The organism is Paraburkholderia phenoliruptrix, from assembly GCF_019511605.1.
In the GTDB taxonomy this organism is placed as follows: domain Bacteria; phylum Pseudomonadota; class Gammaproteobacteria; order Burkholderiales; family Burkholderiaceae; genus Paraburkholderia; species Paraburkholderia phenoliruptrix_A.
Genome location: NZ_JAEUAV010000001.1, coordinates 336,992 through 354,336 on the forward strand (window position 1 = coordinate 336,992; position 17,345 = coordinate 354,336).

18 protein-coding genes are annotated in these 17,345 nt (G+C 64.4%); 9 read left to right on the plus strand and 9 right to left on the minus strand.

Annotation, left to right across the window (positions count from 1 at the left end; genetic code table 11):
• Nucleotides 1-478: 478 nt before the first annotated feature.
• From JNB89_RS01425 to JNB89_RS01435, 3 genes are all read right to left on the minus strand, one after another.
• Entirely contained in the window at nucleotides 479-1,117 is a 639-nt protein-coding gene (locus JNB89_RS01425) for a hypothetical protein (protein WP_220360968.1), read from the minus strand.
• Nucleotides 1,118-1,314: 197 nt separating this feature from the next.
• Nucleotides 1,315-2,970: a S10 family peptidase gene (locus tag JNB89_RS01430; protein ID WP_220360969.1), complete on the minus strand. Its 1,656-nt coding sequence runs from the start codon at nucleotides 2,968-2,970 to the stop codon at nucleotides 1,315-1,317.
• Between the two features lie 87 nt (nucleotides 2,971-3,057).
• Nucleotides 3,058-4,617: a S53 family peptidase gene (locus JNB89_RS01435; protein WP_220360970.1), complete on the minus strand. Its 1,560-nt coding sequence runs from the start codon at nucleotides 4,615-4,617 to the stop codon at nucleotides 3,058-3,060.
• A gap of 303 nt (nucleotides 4,618-4,920) precedes the next feature.
• On the opposite strand from JNB89_RS01435, the gene JNB89_RS01440 reads away from it, so the two are divergent.
• The gene (locus tag JNB89_RS01440) at nucleotides 4,921-5,430 is read left to right on the plus strand and encodes a DUF1993 domain-containing protein (protein WP_013341399.1); all 510 of its coding nucleotides are present in this window, start codon (nucleotides 4,921-4,923) and stop codon (nucleotides 5,428-5,430) included.
• A gap of 9 nt (nucleotides 5,431-5,439) precedes the next feature.
• Here JNB89_RS01440 and JNB89_RS01445 read toward each other — a convergent pair whose 3' ends face one another.
• The gene (locus tag JNB89_RS01445; RefSeq protein ID WP_041729502.1) at nucleotides 5,440-5,760 is read right to left on the minus strand and encodes a YnfA family protein; all 321 of its coding nucleotides are present in this window, start codon (nucleotides 5,758-5,760) and stop codon (nucleotides 5,440-5,442) included.
• Nucleotides 5,761-5,918: 158 nt separating this feature from the next.
• Here JNB89_RS01445 and JNB89_RS01450 point away from each other — a divergent pair, with 158 nt between their 5' ends.
• Complete coding sequence (locus JNB89_RS01450; protein WP_013341401.1) at nucleotides 5,919-6,092, plus strand: DUF1289 domain-containing protein; 174 nt, start codon at nucleotides 5,919-5,921, stop codon at nucleotides 6,090-6,092.
• 212 nt (nucleotides 6,093-6,304) lie between these two features.
• Here the strand turns inward: JNB89_RS01450 and JNB89_RS01455 are convergent, their stop codons facing one another.
• Complete coding sequence (locus JNB89_RS01455; RefSeq protein ID WP_220360971.1) at nucleotides 6,305-6,967, minus strand: LysE family translocator; 663 nt, start codon at nucleotides 6,965-6,967, stop codon at nucleotides 6,305-6,307.
• Between the two features lie 155 nt (nucleotides 6,968-7,122).
• Here JNB89_RS01455 and JNB89_RS01460 point away from each other — a divergent pair, with 155 nt between their 5' ends.
• Complete coding sequence (locus tag JNB89_RS01460; protein WP_135891868.1) at nucleotides 7,123-7,590, plus strand: Lrp/AsnC family transcriptional regulator; 468 nt, start codon at nucleotides 7,123-7,125, stop codon at nucleotides 7,588-7,590.
• A 66-nt stretch (nucleotides 7,591-7,656) separates the two neighbouring features.
• Nucleotides 7,657-7,899 (plus strand): hypothetical protein, encoded by a 243-nt coding sequence (locus JNB89_RS01465; RefSeq protein ID WP_013341404.1) that lies wholly within the window; start codon nucleotides 7,657-7,659, stop codon nucleotides 7,897-7,899.
• A gap of 238 nt (nucleotides 7,900-8,137) precedes the next feature.
• Here the strand turns inward: JNB89_RS01465 and JNB89_RS01470 are convergent, their stop codons facing one another.
• Nucleotides 8,138-8,614: an OsmC family protein gene (locus tag JNB89_RS01470; RefSeq protein ID WP_220360972.1), complete on the minus strand. Its 477-nt coding sequence runs from the start codon at nucleotides 8,612-8,614 to the stop codon at nucleotides 8,138-8,140.
• Nucleotides 8,615-8,717: 103 nt separating this feature from the next.
• Nucleotides 8,718-9,101: a hypothetical protein gene (locus JNB89_RS01475; RefSeq protein WP_013341406.1), complete on the minus strand. Its 384-nt coding sequence runs from the start codon at nucleotides 9,099-9,101 to the stop codon at nucleotides 8,718-8,720.
• Between the two features lie 210 nt (nucleotides 9,102-9,311).
• On the opposite strand from JNB89_RS01475, the gene JNB89_RS01480 reads away from it, so the two are divergent.
• Together JNB89_RS01480 and JNB89_RS01485 are read left to right on the plus strand one after the other, a co-directional pair.
• Nucleotides 9,312-10,037, plus strand: coding sequence for a glycine zipper 2TM domain-containing protein (locus JNB89_RS01480; protein ID WP_220360973.1), 726 nt, complete (start codon nucleotides 9,312-9,314; stop codon nucleotides 10,035-10,037).
• A 139-nt stretch (nucleotides 10,038-10,176) separates the two neighbouring features.
• Nucleotides 10,177-12,180 (plus strand): bifunctional DedA family/phosphatase PAP2 family protein, encoded by a 2,004-nt coding sequence (locus tag JNB89_RS01485; protein WP_220360974.1) that lies wholly within the window; start codon nucleotides 10,177-10,179, stop codon nucleotides 12,178-12,180.
• 6 nt (nucleotides 12,181-12,186) lie between these two features.
• On the opposite strand, the gene JNB89_RS01490 is transcribed toward JNB89_RS01485, so the two are convergent.
• Nucleotides 12,187-13,203 (minus strand): SphA family protein, encoded by a 1,017-nt coding sequence (locus tag JNB89_RS01490; protein ID WP_223216667.1) that lies wholly within the window; start codon nucleotides 13,201-13,203, stop codon nucleotides 12,187-12,189.
• A gap of 68 nt (nucleotides 13,204-13,271) precedes the next feature.
• Nucleotides 13,272-13,721, minus strand: coding sequence for a YMGG-like glycine zipper-containing protein (locus tag JNB89_RS01495; protein WP_220360976.1), 450 nt, complete (start codon nucleotides 13,719-13,721; stop codon nucleotides 13,272-13,274).
• A 593-nt stretch (nucleotides 13,722-14,314) separates the two neighbouring features.
• Here JNB89_RS01495 and JNB89_RS01500 point away from each other — a divergent pair.
• The 3 genes from JNB89_RS01500 (at nucleotide 14,315) to JNB89_RS01510 (ending at nucleotide 17,341) form a co-directional block, all read left to right on the plus strand.
• Nucleotides 14,315-15,586 carry a DUF3300 domain-containing protein gene (locus tag JNB89_RS01500; protein ID WP_220360977.1) on the plus strand — a complete coding sequence of 424 codons (1,272 nt, stop codon included), beginning with the start codon at nucleotides 14,315-14,317 and terminating at the stop codon, nucleotides 15,584-15,586.
• A 19-nt stretch (nucleotides 15,587-15,605) separates the two neighbouring features.
• Nucleotides 15,606-16,550 (plus strand): DUF2950 domain-containing protein, encoded by a 945-nt coding sequence (locus JNB89_RS01505; protein WP_220360978.1) that lies wholly within the window; start codon nucleotides 15,606-15,608, stop codon nucleotides 16,548-16,550.
• A gap of 110 nt (nucleotides 16,551-16,660) precedes the next feature.
• Nucleotides 16,661-17,341 (plus strand): paraquat-inducible protein A, encoded by a 681-nt coding sequence (locus JNB89_RS01510; RefSeq protein ID WP_220360979.1) that lies wholly within the window; start codon nucleotides 16,661-16,663, stop codon nucleotides 17,339-17,341.
• Nucleotides 17,342-17,345 lie beyond the last annotated feature (4 nt).

The window sequence follows — 17,345 nt, forward strand, 5'->3', positions numbered from 1 at the left end:
ACGGGGGCAACGGCGCGTTGACGGGATGAATCGTTTGGCCCGGCGCGCGTTGCGGTTGTGGTGGCGGTCGCTGTGGCCGACGCAGTGGCAGTGGCGATTGCAATTGCTGTCGTAGTAGCCATTGCTGCGGCCCTCACAGTAGCCGTTGCTGAGGCCGCTGCAGTCGCCATGGCCGTCGCAGTTGCTGTGGCCGTCGCAGTTGCTGTGGCCGTTGCAGTTGCACTGGCCGTTGCAGTTGCACTGGCCGTTGCAGTTGCTGTGGCCGTTGCAGTCGCACTGGCCGTTGCAGTCGCAGTGGCCGTCGCAGTTACAGCGCCATTGCCATTTCAGTAGCCGTAACGGTTGCAGTAACAATCGCCGTAATCCGCCCGCAACCGCAACCCTAGCTAGCCATAGCAAAGCCCCAGCCGCGGCTTCTGCTTTTCGCCAACCGCTGCAACGGGCTCCGCACAAGACCTCGAAAGCCAACCCAGCAAGCTTACGGCGACGAACCAGGTCCCCCTTTCCGCCCGCCGTCGACGCTCGTAGCAACGTCGAGCCGGCTGATGTTGCACGACTCCTGGCTGAAGCCCGAATAGACCACCGACCAGTCGCCGACAATCGCCGCTTGCGCCTCCGCGAGACTCAGCTTGCCTTCGCAGACGCAGCGCTTGAGCATGACCGCGGCGCGCGCCTTGCGCCGTTCACCCTGACGCCCGGCCCACGGCAGAAGACCGAGGTTGGACGGCGCATCCGGCGAACCGCCGAGCACCACCGGCACGCGCCGGTCCAGCGCGAAGTCCGCGGCGTCGTCCGCGTCGATGCCGCGCTCAGCGAGCATCCGGTCCTTGCGCGCCATCAGTTCGTCGAATGGCGGCGCCACCGCGCTGGCATAGCCTGGCCGGCAGATCGTCTCGCCGATCGACTGCTGCGTGACGCGCTGATCGAGCATGCTCGCGTCCTGGGCATGCCCCACTCCTGCTCGCAATGCGATCAGCGCGGTCAGACCGAGCATCAGCGTGACACGCGCATGCCGCACGCGCAACGGCGCCGATGCACGTAAATGCGGTGGAAACATAGTCCCGCTAGGGTCGCCGCAACTGCCGCTACGACGCCTGTCTGCAATGCCTGCCTTCATCCGTCGGCGCGCCGGCTGAGGCGCGCAAGAGTTCAATTCGCAAGCCAATTAAAACACATTCGATGTGCATAAGTAAAAAAGCTCACGCGATCGCAGCCCGCGCGGACCAGCCTCGCGCGCTCTCCCGCACGGGTTTCGGACTATCTGGCGCGACGCGCAGCGGCCAGATGCCGCGGCGAAAATCGCGCCGTCTTGCCCTATTGCGCGACCCGCGCCTGCAGCGCGCGGATGCGGCTGAGCGCTTCGGTGTTGGCGACCGTCGCATCGTACATTTGCGCGAGGTCGGCCTTCAGCGCCGTGCGCGAGCCGCCGTCGAGGTAAATCATATGGCCCGACGGATAGAAACGCGCCGACAGGTTCTGCCGGACCTGCTGACTGAGCAGCGGCATTTGCTGCAAGTCGAGCACCGTCTGATAGAACGGCGTGACGAAATCGTAGAAGCCGTTCGCCGACAGTACCTTCAGGTCCGGATTCAGCGCCATGACCGCGGCCAGGTCGCCAGCCGTGTAAAGGATCACGTTGCCCTTGTCGTCCACGCCCTTTTGCGCGCCGGTCGGATCGATGTGGCTAAAGTCCCAGAACTGGAACGCCTGATCGTTCAGATCGGTGAAAGCCGAATTCGACGTGTATTTCAACTGCTCGTTCAGATAGACGTTCCACATCGTCGTGTAGACGCCCGATACCGCCGTCATGGTCGGATCGTTGCCGCCGGAGTTCGGGTCGATCTTTCCGGCAATGCCGGTTCCGATAGCGGTGACGCGGCCGTCGTATGCGCCAAGCACCAGCCCCTGTGGTTTGAGCAGCGTGGTCAGAAAGAGCGAATTGCCACGGCTGTCATATGACGCAATGTCGAGGCTCCACGCGAGCAAGGTGGTCTTGTCGATGCCGGTGTATTCGGCGAGCTTCTCGACGGTCGCCGCATCCGTGGTGGGAAATTTGCGCAGTGCCGCGAGGTAATCCGTGCGCGCGAACTGGGCGACTTCCTCCGCGAACTCGCCTAGATCGGTCGGCCGCGGCGCGATGCCGAGCTTCTTGTGATACCACGCGTCGGCGGCGGCCGTGGGCAGCACGCCGACAGGATTGCCGGCCTGCGCATAATCGAGAATCGACGATTGCAGCGTGATGCCGTTCAGGTCCACTCCGCCTTCGTGCAGCCGGTATGCGAGCACGCAGCTGCGCGCGGTGCCGTACGACTCGCCGAACAGGTACTTAGGAGAATTCCAGCGGTTGTTCTTGGTCAAAAAGCGCTTGATGAACTGGGCGATTGAATCGGCGTCCTGGTCGACGCCCCAAAAATCGCGGTTCTTCTTTGGCGCAATGGCTGCCGAATAGCCGGTACCCACCGGATTGATAAAAATCAGATCGCTTCTGTCGAGCAGGCTGTCGGGGTTGTCTTCAATCGTATAGGGCGCGGGCGGCGTGAAGTTCGGCATCGACGTCTTGATGCGGCGCGGCCCGAACGAGCCGAGCAGCACGAACACCGCCGAAGAACCTGGCCCGCCGTTATAGAAGAACGTCAGCGGCCGGGTTTCCTCCTTCTGGTTGTCCTGCGTGAACGCAACGTAGAACATCCGCGCGGCGGGTTCCGAGCTGCTCGGGTCGACAATCACCAGATGCCCCACCGTCGCGGTGTAATTGATCTTCTTGCCGTCTATCGTGACCGAGTGATGCGTGATCGCGGCATTCTCATCGGTCGCCGTGACCGAATCGTCGGGGCCGTTGCCATATGCGACCGGATCGAAGAAGGGCTGATCGCCCGCCTTGTGCTTGCCGCCACCCGCCGCGGCTTTGGCGGAGACTTCTGAATCTTGCGGCGACTGCGGACTAACGGACGCTGGCTCTGTGCTTGTCATGATCGCTCCATGGGTACGTTCACGTCTTGTGCCGGTGCTTCGGTTATGTGCCGGGCAAGTTGGCCGACTTCTCGACCAGTTTGCCGACTATAGTGCGGCAGCCACTTTCTGACCATTGGGACTGCCGAGTCCCGTGCAGGCGTCCCACCCTCCGGACGCCACGAAGCTGCCGTTGTTGCCCTGCGTGATGTCGTTGCAAACGCCCGCTGCCTTGTACAGCTTCGGATTCACGAAGCCAGCCGGCGTACCCTGCGCCGCATTGATGCGGGCAATCAGCCCGGCCCACAGCGGCGCGACGGCGCTCGTGCCGCCCACCACCGTTTGCGTGCCTGCAACGAGTACGGTGTAGCCGGTGAGCGGGGAGGCGTCGCCGGCCACGTCAGGAACGCCGCGCCGCGTGAGCGGCTTCTTGCCGCCCGCCGTCAACGCCACCGAAAGCCCCTCCTGCCACGCGGGCAGCGCAAATGCGCGGCTTACTCCGCCGCCGCCCGCGCCGCCTTGCGGGCCGTCGTTCCAGACTACCTCGTGCGTGATCGCAGTGCCCGACGCGCTCAGGCTCGTGCCGCCACATGCGAGCACATACGGACTTGCGGCCGGAAAGTCGACCTGGTCTCCGCTACCGGCGCCGTCGCTCGAGCCGCTGTCGCCCGACGCCGCACAAACCGTCACGCCGAGCGCCGCGGCAGTTTGCAGCACGCTGTTGAATGCCTTTAGCGACTGGCTCGTCCAGACCGACTCGGGCCCGCCCCAACTGATCGAAATGACCGACGGCTTGTTGACCGTATCGTGCACGGCCCGGCTCACGGCATCGATAAAGCCGGCGTCGCTGTTCGGCGCGAAGTACACCGCAATCGTCGCGCCCGGCGCGATCGCGCCGACGATCTCGATGTCGAGCGTCACCTCGCCGTCCGGGCCGTTCGGGTCGCCGGTGGGTTCGTTGCGCGCCTGGTCGACGCTAACCGATTTCACCGTGGGCGAAGGCACGCCGAGGCTCGCGAAATACGCTTTGAGATCTGCCGGATCGTAGCCGCCGCCCAGTTCTATGATGCCGACGCACTGGCCCTTGCCGTCGCCTTGCGGAAAGTTGTAGAGCGACGCGAGCTCCAGTGGCGTGAACGAGGCCTGGTGGGTTCGCGCGGGCCGGAACGGTGGACGGATGCGAAAGTGCGGCCGCGCCTGCGGGCGGTTGTCGAGCCCGAGCACCGCTTCCACGACGTCTTGCAGATCGTCCGGCACATGGACCGCGCCAGTGCGCCCGCGAAACTCTCCCGCCGTATGGTGCTGATACTTGTCCAGCTTGACTTCGAACGCGCTCTGGAATTGCGCAACCGTGCCCGAGAGCAGCACCGAGCGGGCGGCCGGGTCTTCGCGCTCCACTGCGAGGCCGTGTGCGGCGGCAAACGCCTTGACTTTGGCGAGGTCCTCCGGCGCCGCGCCATAGTCTTTGGCCAGCGCCTCGCGCGACAGTGGCTTGACGTTGGGGTCGCCCGCTTCGATGCGGCTCATCAGCGCGTCGAATTGCGCCTGCTGCTGGCGGCGCAGCATGACGAAAACCTCGAGCTTCTCGGCTGGATCGCAGGCCCCGATCAGTTTGGAGCCTTGTTCTACCGTTCGCTCGCTTCCGGGCAGCGGTTGCTTGGTGGCCATGTGTCGATTCTCCTCGTGGCATGACGACGCCGGTTGCGAGAAGCCAACGGAGCGGCACGTGCGCCCCATCCGCTCGCCGCCGGACGACAGCGGTTACAAGGTGCTGCATGCAGGACTTCGCAAACCTTCGGACCAATGCATTCGAACACAGTTCCGGCGTGCACGGCAGTCGGCCGAACGGCTAATGCGACGGCTGTGCCATGCACGCGGCACTGCGCTCCGCTATGATGCTGCAGCGGCGATTAAGCCGTTACATTGCCTCGCGCGCGTCGGCGCGCACGATCGAAGAATCAGAGGAACCCCATGTCAATTTCGATGTATCAAGCATCTCTGCCCGTGCTGATTCGCGGCCTCACCAATCTCCAGGCCATCCTCGGCAAGGCGCAGGCGCATGCCGCAGCAAAGCAGATCGAACCGTCGGTATTCACGAACGCGCGCCTCGCGCCGGACATGTTGCCGCTCGTGCGCCAGGTGTATATCGCGAGCGATACCGCGAAGGGCTGCGCTGCGCGTCTTGCCGGCGTCGAAGCGCCCAGATACGAGGACGTCGAACAGACTTTCGACGAACTGCACGCGCGCCTCCAGAAAACGATCGACTATCTGAAGGAATTTAGCCCGCAACAGATCGACGGCTCGGAAGAGCGCGCCGTCACGTTGAAAATGCGTAACGGCGCCATCGAGTTCACGGGCCAGTCGTATCTGCTTGGTTTCGTGCTGCCGAACTTCTTCTTCCACGTGACCACGGCGTACGACATCTTGCGCCATAACGGCGTGGAGCTCGGCAAGCTGGACTATCTCGGCGCGCTGAAGTAAGCGCAGGTCTCACACGCGCGGCTGGAAGGCGATAATCGCCATGCCAGCCAGCGTTACCGCGACGCCGGCTGCGTCCCACAGCGTTGGCCGCACCTTGTCGACGCACCAGAGCCAGGCTATTGCCACCGCCACGTACACCCCGCCGTAGGCCGCATACACGCGACCCGCGGCGGTGCCGTGCAGCGTGAGTAGCCAGGCGAACAGCGCGAGACTGAGCGCGCCGGGCACGAGCAGCCAGACAGAGCCGCCCTCTTTGAGCCAGCGCCACGGCAGATAGCAGCCGAGAATTTCAGCTATGGCGGTTAGCGTGTAAAGCAGCAGGGTTTTCATCGTCGACAGGCGGTGTGTATTCGCGTAGCAGCAGGCGGCGTGCTCGCGCATGTGCGCTTCGGCGCGCTATCGGTCTTATTAACACAATCACTTGGCGCGCGAGCATGGGCCGTGCGAAAGTCGCCTCACCTTTTCGCCATTCACCACCATTGCCCGACATGAGCACTGCATCGCCCTGCATCGACATCTGCAAGTTCGACAGCGAAACCGGCTACTGCATCGGCTGCCTGCGCACGCGCGACGAATGCAAAAGCTGGAAGAAGATGAAAGACAAGCACCGCAAAAAGATTATCGACGACCGCTCGCGTCGCGAGCGCAAGCTGAACCGGTAGGCCGGTTGCGTCTCGAGAGAAGCGTGAAGCACGTTGATGTCCGTTAGTGCAGATTAGCGCCTGTCAATACAACCGTTGTAGCGCCCGTTATAGCGCCCCTTATAGCACCCGTCGCAGCAGCCGTTAAAGTGTCCGCTAAACCGCCCGCTCAAAAGCCCATTAAAGCGCCCGCTAAACGTCGGCTGCAGCGTCCGCTAATTCCCGGCGCAGCTTCAATCGAGCGACAGCCGCAGCGCGAAGCCGATCAGCGCGGCTGAGAACGTCCAGCGCTGCAGGGTCTGGGCAAGCGGATGCGCGCGCATCCAGTGTGCGATACGCGCGGCGCCCACTGCATAAGCAACGTCGAAGCACAGGCCGACCGCGAGCAGCACCGAACCCAATTCGACCATCTGCAACGCGACCGGCCCCGCTTCCGGACGCACGAACTGCGGCAGGAGCACTGAGCAGAACAGCAGCGCCTTCGGGTTCAGCAGATTGGTCAGCAAGCCCTTGACGAACGCAGCCCGCAACTCGGACATGCCGGTGCCGCGAGCCGGTTGCGGCGAGCCCGCCTCGTCGCGCGCCGCGCCCGCGTCGGGCAGCGCGAAGACAGGCGAGCGGAAGATCTGAATGCCGATCCACGCGAGATAAACCGCGCCGCCATAGCGCACCACGTCGTATAGCCACGGCGCATTGCGCAACAGCGCGGCCGCGCCGCAGGCGGACAGCGTCACGTGTGTGGCGCGCGCCACGCCGAGCCCGCCAGCGGCCGCGAAGCCGCTGCGCACGCCGCGCCCAATACTCGTTTGCAGGATGAGCGCCATGTCGGGGCCCGGCACGGCGTAGACGACCAGTAGGGCCGCGATATAGACGGCCAGCAGGTGAGCGGAGATCATGTGAGCCTCTCGTTGTTCAGGGCTCTATATTGCTATCGTCGATGGAGGGTTTGTTGGCGAATTTCCGGCCTCGCGGCACGCGTATTGGAGGAATGCGCTAACATGCGCACATTCTCGCAAGCTTTCCACCCGCGCAGAAATCGCCGCCGCCCACTATGACCACCGACCTCGATAAGACCGACCGCGCAATTCTCGCCGCGCTGCAAAAAGACGGCCGCATGTCGAACGCAAAGCTCGCCGAACTGGTCGGCCTGAGCGAAACGCCTTGCGCGCGGCGCCTCAAGCGCTTGGAGCATGAGGGCTACATCGGCCAGTATCGGGCCGTGCTCGCGCGTTCGGCGCTCGGCTTCGGCGTGGTCGCGTTCGTTCTGGTGCGCTTTGCCGTGCACGACAAGGATCTCGCCAACCGCTTCGAGCGCGAGGTGCAGGCAATTCCGCGGATCATCGCCTGTCACAACGTGTCGGGCAGCGCCGACTACATCCTGCAAGTGGTCGCGCGCGACCTCGACGACTACGGCACCTTCATGCGCGACCAGATGCGCAGCCTGCCGGGCGTGACCTCGGTGGAGTCTGCGCTATCGTTGCGCGAGGTAAAGGCCGACAGCGGCCTGCCGCTATTGTGAGCCCGAACATGGCATAGTCACGCCATTTCACGCGGCGCAAGCCGCACGGACGAACACGGAGTTCTCATGGACAACCTCGATCACGACAAGGCGCGGGCCGAAGAAACCGCCGCGATGGAACGCGTACTGACCGCGACACTGCGCGTGAAGACGGCGTTTGCGTCGTTGCAGTCGCAATTCCCGCCGGCCGGCAACGGCAAGCCTTCGCAATTCGCGCTGCAGACTTTCGACGCTGCGTTGCAGGAGCTGGAAGACGCGCAGGCCGCGTTTGACGAACTGCTGGGCGATCTGCTCGACGGCAACCGGTGAGCGTTGGCAAGTGGGCTGCGGCAAGCACGCCGCTTGACGCAGCGCAGCGGTAGAAGTCGCGCTGGCAAGTGCCGTCAGAGGCAAGAGTCGCGGCGGAAAGATGTCAGCGGAAGGGCTTTTCGGGGGCAACGCTCCCGGCGCGGCAGCGCTTTCCGGGGCAACGCTCGCGGTGGCCGCGCCATCGTCGGTAACGCTCCGGGCAGCAACGCTCCCGCCGGCACAACCCGTAGCCAAACGTTCAGGCTTCCCGCGTTTCGATCACCGGTTCGCACAGAATCGGAAAGTTGACCGAGTTCGCGATGTAGCACTTCTCATGCGCCGAGTGGTGCAGGCGCCGCGCCAGTTCAACGTCGCCGCCCGCCTGAATGAGCACGCGCGGGCGCAGCACGATCTGCGAAAAGCGGCCTTGTTGCGGACTGTCGAGCATCGTGCCTTCGGCATCGTCGCGGTAGTCGAGCACGACAATGCCGGCGTCCGAGCACAGGTGCAGGTACCACAGCTTGTGACACGCCGAGGCCGACGCAACCAGCAGGTCTTCGGGGTTCCAGCGGTCGGCGTCGCCGAGAAACGCGGCGTCGGACGAGCCAGCAATGGCCGGTTTGTTTCCTGAGGCGATTACATGATCGCGGCCATAGTCGCGATAGCCGGAGGTGCCGCTGCCGCGGTTGCCTGTCCACTGCACCGAAACCTTGTATCTGTGCTCACCGTATGCCATACGCGCTTCCTGTATTTGAATCGACCGGTTGAGGAAGCGTCTATCTTAAACCGCCGGCTCCGGGCACAGAACAGCGGTCAATCTGCGGTTCCCGCAGGTGTTGCTACCGCGGCGCCGCGGGCCTGCCGCCCAGGCTCGGCACTCGCGGATCGGGGTTCTGGTTCAGACTCGTGCCGTTTGCCCGCATGTTGTTGGGGACGCGGGACGGATTGACGGTAATGCCGGTGCCGAGACCCGTGCCGCTGCGCGTGCCAGTGCCAAGGCCACCGCCGATTGCACCGCCAGGCGTAGCAAGCCCTGGCGTCGGGCTGAGCGTCGCGCCCGCGGCTCCCCCACCGCCTGTCGGATTCACGTTCGGTGCAGTCGCGCTCAGGCCGCCATTGCCGGCGCGGCTGCCAGGCGCCTGCGCGCAAACCATTGTGCTCATGCCGCACAGGCATGCCGCGATCATCACAGTTGATGCAACACCGCCAGTTGCGATTCTCATTGCTCCGCTCCGTCAGATAACCCGCTGCTCAGTCCATATGACGAGCCGGTGCGTGCTTCGTTCACGGTCGTAACAGGTTCTATCAATGTCGGCGCCCGAGCGGCGTTCCATCGTCCAACATCGTACAAATGCTTACAAAGCACCCACCGGCAGCGTGCACCGCGCGCTTCGTGCAAGCGTTATTGCAGGCATCTACCCGCGGAGCCCGCAATGAACACGAACCTCACGCCCAGCACTTCACCCCGCAGCCGTATCCATCCGTTGATCGCCGGCGCGGCAGTGGCCGTCATCCTCGCAAGCGCGACAGGCATCGCCGCGATGACGGGCTTGCTGCCCACGTCGCACGCGCTCACGGAACCCGCGTCTTCGCCGGTTGCGCTGGCCGCGCAGCAGCCCTCGGCTCAGCAAGCGGCTCAGCAAGCGGCTCAACAGCCCGCGCAGCAGCCCATCGAGCAAACGGCGCAGCAGCCGGCCCAGCACATGGCGCCCGCAAAGCCGCCGGTTCATCGCTCACATACTGGCGCCACGCCGGCCCCGCGATATGCAAACAACGGCGGCTACCAGACAGCCAACGAACCCACCGCGGCGCGCCCGGTTCCGGCCGATCCGTACGCGGGCGAAGTGGTCGCCATCAACACCGTGCAATCGCCCGAGCCGACCACCGGCCTGGGCGCACTCGGCGGCGCCGTTGCGGGCGGACTGGTCGGCAATCAGATTGGCGGCGGACGCGGCAAGATCCTGACCACGATTGCCGGCGCGGTAGGCGGCGGACTGGCAGGCAACGGCATCGAGCACGCCGTGCGCAAGCAGACCACCTACCAGGTTCAGGTGCGCATGCAGGACGGCAGCTACCGCAATTTCGACTATCAGACGCAGCCGCCCCTTCAACCCGGCGAACGCGTGCACGTGTCGGGCGACACGCTCACGGCTTACTGATGGGTCGACGAAAACTCCCGCGCGAGTCGGCGCGCGAGAAATGAGCCTGACTGGAGCCTGACTGGAGCCTGACTGGACCATCCAAACCCATCGTGCGCGTTATGATCGGTCGTTACGCCAAAACGGCTCGTCGCGCACGATGGAGCAAGCCTACTTCCACCTTCTGCATCTGCTTGCCGGTCATCCGGAATGGATGCTCACGGTCGTGTTCCTCGCGGCCTTTCTCGAGTCGGTCGCCGTTATCGGCACGTTCGTTCCCGGCAGCACCGCAATGTTTCTCGCGGGTGCGCTCACCGGCACCGGCTCACTGAGCCTCGGCTGGGTGCTCGCGTGGGCAATAGCGGGCGCCATCGCCGGCGACGGGCTCAGTTTCTGGCTCGGCAGCCGCTACAAGAGCCGCATCGTCAAACTGTGGCCGTTTTCCCGTCATCCCGAAGTGCTCGAAGCCGGTTACCGCTTTTTCGGCAAGCATGGCGCAAAGAGCGTGGTGCTCGCGCGCTTTGTCGGACCGCTGCGGGCAATCGTGCCGGTCGTCGCCGGCATGCTCGGCATGTCGCCCGTGCGCTTTTACGCGATGAACGTGCTCTCCGCGCTGCTGTGGGCGCCGGCGCATATTCTGCCGGGTGTGGTGTTCGGCGCGTCGGTGCTGCTTGCGGGCGCCGTGTCGTTCCGGCTCGTCGTGATTCTTGCGTTGTTGCTGGTGAGCATCTGGCTCAGCTATCGCGCAGCGGCCTTGCTGCTCTCGCACGCCCACGCATGGTCCGTTGCGGCCGGCCGGCATCTGGGCAGTTGGGCTTGCCGCCATCCTGGGCCGCTTGGCCGCGTCGCGCGAAGAATGCTCGACCCGGCCGCGCCGGATGCGACGAGCATTCTGGCCGCATCTGTCATCGTTCTGGTATGCGGCGCACTCTTCTTTGGCGTTCTCGAAGACGTGATTACGGGCGATCCGATCACCAACGTCGACCAGTCCGTCTACCGTTTCATGCAGTCGGTGCGCACGCCGTGGGGCGATGCGGTGCTCGCCGGCCTCGCGACGCTCGGCAGCACCGGCACGCTGGCCGCGCTGATCGCCACGGTCGCGTTGTGGATGGTGTGGGAGCGGCGCTGGCGCACCATAGGCTACTGGCTCGCGGCCGTCGTCTTTTCGCAGATGCTGATCTTTGCGTTGCAATTCGCGATGCAGCGCGCGGCGCCCAACGGGCTGCTGCCCGACGCCTACGTATTCCCGAGCAATCACGTGGCGGCAACCGTCATCGTGTATGGCTTCCTCGCTTTTCTGCTGGCGCGCCGGGTCGGCATGCTCGAAGGACTGCTGGTGGTCACGGTGACAACGCTCATCGTGATTCTGGTCGCGCTAGCGGGCGTGTACTTTGGCCGCTACTGGGTGTCGGACGCGATCGGCGGCGCCGCCCTTGCCTACATGTGGGTGGCCATTGTCGCGCTGACTGCGATGTTGCGGCATCCGCAGCCGCCGCCTACCCGCCGCTGGATGCCGGCAATCGTGCTGGCGGTGGTGCTCGCGAGTGTCGGCCTGCAATCCGGCCTCGGCATGATGACACCGCCCGGCGCTCTCGCGCCGCTGCCGCTCGCCCAGGTCACGCGGCAACAGTGGACGCAGACGGTGTGGAAGCAGTTGCCCTGCTATCGCTCGGATATGGGCGGCGACCGCAAGGAGCCGCTCACGCTGCAATGGGTCGCGCACAGCGAATCGCTGCGCCAGCAGTTGCGCCGCGACGGCTGGCTGGAGGGCACGGATCTGTCCGCCCACAGCCTGCTCTCGCTCGCCTCGCCTGATGTGGCCGCGACCGCGTTGCCCGTCCTGCCGAAGCTGAACAACGGCGTGCTTTCGTCGCTCGTTTTTATGCGCCCTGGTGCTACGCGCAACGAGCGCGACGTGCTGCGCTTCTGGCCCAGCGGCTATGCGGTCGGCGACGGCGCAGCCGGCGTGCCGCTATGGGTTGGGTCGATTGCGCATGAGCGGCTCGCGCACGCCTCGTGGCCGCTGAACGTCGTGCGGGTGGACAAGCATCTGTCCACCTATGACATCGGCATGAAGCTGAGCGCCGACTCAGTCGCGAGCGTGGTGGCAACTGGTAACTGTCATGGCGTGCCCGTCGCGCTGCTCGCCTCCGTGGCGCAGTGACGGCCGTTACTCGAACGTCGCGCTGATCGAAAGCTGTACCGAGTTGCCCCGCGGACGGTGGCTCGCCTCGACTTCGTTGACCCAGCGCAGCGCGGCGGAAACCGGCGTTTTCGACACTTTGCCCGACCAAGTGATCATCGGACCCAGGCCCCACACGTGACCGCGCGCGCCGCCGATCCGCTCTGCAATTCCGCCGCTGTCGTCGGCAAGCTGCTGGATATAGCCGCCCACCACGCCCACGCCCCAGCCGTTCTGAAAACGCTTGAGCGCAAGCAGATCGAGCACGCTGACAGGCGCGTTGTGGTAGTGCGTGCGGCTATTGGGCGTATAAAAGCCGATGCCGTAATTGACCGTCAGTTCGATGTTTTCCGAAGGGATCAGATGCGTGTACGCAATGGTCGGCGTGAAGGTCCACGTGTTCTCGCCCGCATTGGCAAGGCGGCTCGTACTGTATGAACCCGTGGGCGCGAAAATCTGCACGCTCAACGCCACGTGGTCCGTCTTCGTGAGATGGTAGCCCGCGATCACCGGCACGAAAAACAGGTCGGCGAACTCTGTCGAGTGATCGTTGGGAAGGATGCCGTTGAAGCTCGACGCGTGGGTGTACTGCACGGGCACGCCGACGAGCGAAGCGAAATTCCAGCCGCCCCACGTGACGCCCCAGGGTTTCAGCAGGTCCGCGATCGTATAGACCACCTGATAGTTCAGACCCTGTGTGACCGTTCCCGACACCGGCAACGTCTTCGTCGCGCCAAGCGAACCTTCGTAGTAGATCGTTGCGAACGAAACGATCCACTCGGAGGTAGGCGGCACCACGCCTGCGTACGGCGAGACCTGCTGACCGGTCACGGGCCTGCCGACGCCGCCTTCGGTTGCGACGCACTCGTTGGCGTAGACGCAGGCGAGCGCCGCCACGGCGCGCACGAGGCGCGAAGCCTTCGCTCGCGTGGAAGCGCGGCGCAAGGCGGCCAACGAGGTTGCCGCTCGCCTGGAGCGGCCTAAAGCGGCTGCGACAGTCGCCATATGCGAGCCGCAGTGGTTCTCTCGCGCCAACGCGCGCGGCTTCCCTGCGCTTGTCTTCATGTCGCCCCCTATTGGACCGTGTAGCCCTTGCCTTGCATGCACGCGCCGTACGCATGCCAATAGGTGTTCATCGCCGCTTGCTGGGACGACGCCGCGGCCTGCGCCTGGGCGGCATGCTGCTGACGGCTGCGCACGCCGCCTGCGAGCGCGCCGGCGGTTGCGCCCACCGCTGCGCCGTGGCCGGCATCATTGCCGCTCACCTCGCCGACGAGCGCGCCCGCGGCCGCGCCTCGTGCAGCGCCTCTGACGCGCGAGCCGGTCGGGCCCGCTGCGGGCGGGGGCGTCTGCGCGACGACAGCCGGATCGATGCCGGTAGTCTGCTTCGCCCAGGCATAACAGGCGCCGTCGTCCGACATCTGCTGCTGTTGGCTTTGTCCATGCGCGGGATAAGTGGCGGGTTTCTGAGCATAGGCAAGTGCGCTCGCACTTACGATAACCACTGCGGCGATTCGCTTCATTGGGAATCCTTGTCCTCAGGAAAGCTGATGAGTTTCACGTTGGCGTCATGGCCGCAGGCCCGCGCCGCTCACACGTAAAGCATCTTACGTAACAGAATGCCTGCCACCGAGAACACATCGGCTAAACGCGAACAGTTTTACTTAACACTGCATGCGCCGCTTGCTGCGCTACGATGCACGTCACCAGCACTACCTCTCGCATGGAAGATAGGAAAGCACCCTGCCAAAAGCAAGCCTATGATTAGATATACATACGTTTTTCCGGACTCCCCTTTCCCGCGTGGATGCGGTTCGTGAACGGCACTGCCTTAGTTCATCTTCCTGCCAACTTCAACCTGAATTTGTTTGGCTCGAGCATTGCATTTCCGTATGGAAGGGAGCTAATAATCTCGCCATTGAAAGAACGGAGTCATTTGCGAATAAAGGCCTGACGTCTTGCCGAATAACATTCCATTCAAACCCGTTGCATTTCGCAGTGCGATGTTTGTCACGCCGCGCACGGCGCCCGCAGTGCATACGCGAGCGTACAAGCCGGGTTCGCTCTCACCCGCATCACAACGAGACGTGCAACTTCGAAACACGGAGATTTCATCGTGAAACGCTCAGGCGCACACCAGAGGGCAACGCTCATAGCGCTTGCCATCCTGGCCGGCTCGCCGGCCTTGTTCGATACCGCGGTTCCCGCAGCTCATGCGCAAACCGCCGCGAAGATATCGAATCAGCAACTCGATTCGCTGACTGCTTCCGTTGCGCTCTATCCCGATGCATTGCTCGCGCAGGTGCTGATGGCGTCTACTTTTCCGCAGGACGTGGCGGCCGCGGCTGCGTGGTCGCGAGCCAATCCGAACGTCAAGGGCGACGACGCGGTGAGAGCGGTGGCGAGCGAACCGTGGGACCCGAGCGTGCAATCGCTGGTCGCGTTTCCGCAGGTGCTCGCCGCGATGGCCTCCAAGCCCGACTGGGTCGCCCAGCTTGGCAATGCGTTTCTCGCGCAGCCCAACGACGTAATGGACTCTGTGCAGCGTTTGCGCAGACAGGCGCAACAGGCCGGCAACCTCAAGACCAGCGAACAGCAAAAGGTCATTGTCGAACAGAGCACCATTCAGATCGTGCCGGCCAACCCGCAGGTCGTCTACGTGCCCACCTATAACCCGACCGTGGTCTACGGCACATGGCCCTACCCGGCGTATCCACCGGTCTATGTGCCGCCGCCTCCCGGCTATGCGGTGGCGAGCGGCCTCGCTGCCGGGCTCGCGTTCGGCGTGGGTGTCGCGATTACGAGCGCGCTGTGGAGCGACGTCAACTGGAACAACCACAGCGTCAACATCAATGTGAACCGGTACAACAACATCAACGTGAACCGGCGCCTCGACGTGAACAGCAGCACGACCCGATGGAATCGCGATACCACGTTCAATCGCAACACTTCCGCCAACCTGGGCGGCATGCAGCGCGACGCCTATCGCGGGCGTGACCTGTCCGGCTCGCGCGCACAGGCGCAACAGGCATTGCAGAACCGCACCGGGCAGAATCTGGGCGGCAGCGCGAGCGAGCGTGTGCACGGCATCCAGCACGGCGGTACGAACGCTCCCAACATTCAGGCTCGCGCGCAGAACGTGAATCGCGACAACGCGCTGCGCGGCGCAGGCAACGGCGCGGCGGCGCAGCAGGACATTCAGCGCGGGCAAGCGAGCCGCGAGGCGCAGGCCCGCGCGCGCAATAACCTTGGCGCAGGCGCTGGAGCGGAACGTGGTGGCTTGGACGGCGGGCAAGCGCGCAACCTGCCGGGTGCGGGCGGTACAGTGCCACATGGCGGCTTTGGCGCGGGCGGCGGCGGACAACGCCACTTCGGACGCCAACGTTGAACGATACCAGGAGCCGCTCATGAACCGCATTCAATCCATTCGCGCTTGTGTCGCGAAAGTTACCGCACTGCCCTTGTCCCGTCAGCTTGCCCGCGCGGCGCTCGCACTGTCGGCGCTGTTCGTCAGCACCGCACCGGCTCACGCGCAGGCCGTCTATCCGACCCCGGAAGCAGCCGTGAACGCCTTCGTGGACGCACTTGCCACCAACGATCACGCGGCGATGCAGCGGGTGCTCGGCAAGTACTACAACCGCTTCATTCCGTCGAAAGACGTAGGCGAAGAAGACATCTACGACTTCCTCGGTGCGTGGGCAGCCGGCCACCACATCGTGGACGACGCCGCGCCGCTTCACGGGCGTCCAAGCAAGCATCTGTCCGTCGGCACGAGCGGCTGGACGCTGCCCATTCCCCTTGTGCAGGCCGAAAGCGGCTGGCGCTTCGATCCCGCAGCGGGCAGCGACGAAATCCTCACGCGCCGGATCGGCCGCAACGAACGTGCGGCGATCATGACCTCGCTCGCCTATCTCGACGCGCAGCGCGATTTCCGCGCGTTGACGGGACACTATGCGCAGCGCCTGATCAGCACGCCGGGCCAGCATGACGGACTCTACTGGCCCACCGCTGAGGGCGAGGCGGAAAGCCCACTCGGTCCGCTCGCGGCCACCATGCCGAAGGTCGGCTCGATCAGCAAGGACGGTTACCACGGTTATCACTTCCGCATTCTGAGCGCGCAGGGTCCGCACGCGAAAGGCGGTGCGCTCGACTATGTGGAGAACGGCGCGCTCACCCGAGGCTATGCGCTCTTTGCATGGCCAGCGGAATACGGCAAGACGGGCGTGATGAGCTTCATTGTCAATCAGGAGGGCCAGGTTTATCAGAAGGACCTCGGGCGCGATTCGTCGCGCAAAGCCGCGGCGCTCAGATCGTTCGACCCCGATCCGTCATGGCAGCCGGTAATGCCTTGAACTGGCCGTGAACAGGCCGTGAACACGCGATGAACGCACGGCGAGCGACGCAACGGGCGATGACGGCGGCGCCATGCCGTCGTCATCGCCGCTCCTGACGCCCAATCCGCATGAACGACGAGAACCTGATTGCCTGCCACGAGTGCGACGCGCTGTACAGCAAGCCACGGCTAAGCGGCAAGTCATGCGCGCGCTGCCTGCGCTGCGGCGCGATCCTGTATCGCGGTATGTCGCGCCGGCTCGACGGTATTTGCGCACTGACGCTCGCGTCGTTGGTCACGTTCGTGATCGCGCTCGGCTCTCCCATTCTCGAGCTGGAAACGGGCGGCATTACCTCGCGCACAAGCCTCTTCGGTGCGCTCGTCACACTCTGGAACGAGGACATGCAACTGGTCGCGGCCATGGTGTTCTGCTCCACCGTGCTGTTCCCGCTGACCGAACTTGCCGCGCTGCTATACGTGCTGATCGCGATACGTCATGGCTATGTGCCGCCCGCCTTCAATGGCATCTTGCGCGCAATCCAGTTCGTGCGACCGTGGGGCATGATCGAAGTCTTCATGCTCGGCGTGCTCGTCACGATCGTAAAGATGGTGAGCCTCGCACGCGTCGTTCCGGGCGCGGCACTGTTCGCATTTGGCGCGCTCACGCTAATGCTGTTGCTCGTCGTGATGTTCGATCCGCGCACGCTGTGGGATCTCGCAGACGACATTTCGAATGCCGCGCGCCGCGCAAACGAAGCGCATGCGCCGCCACCCGCCGCGCATCGCCCTGCCGCGCGCCCCACGGCATAAACAC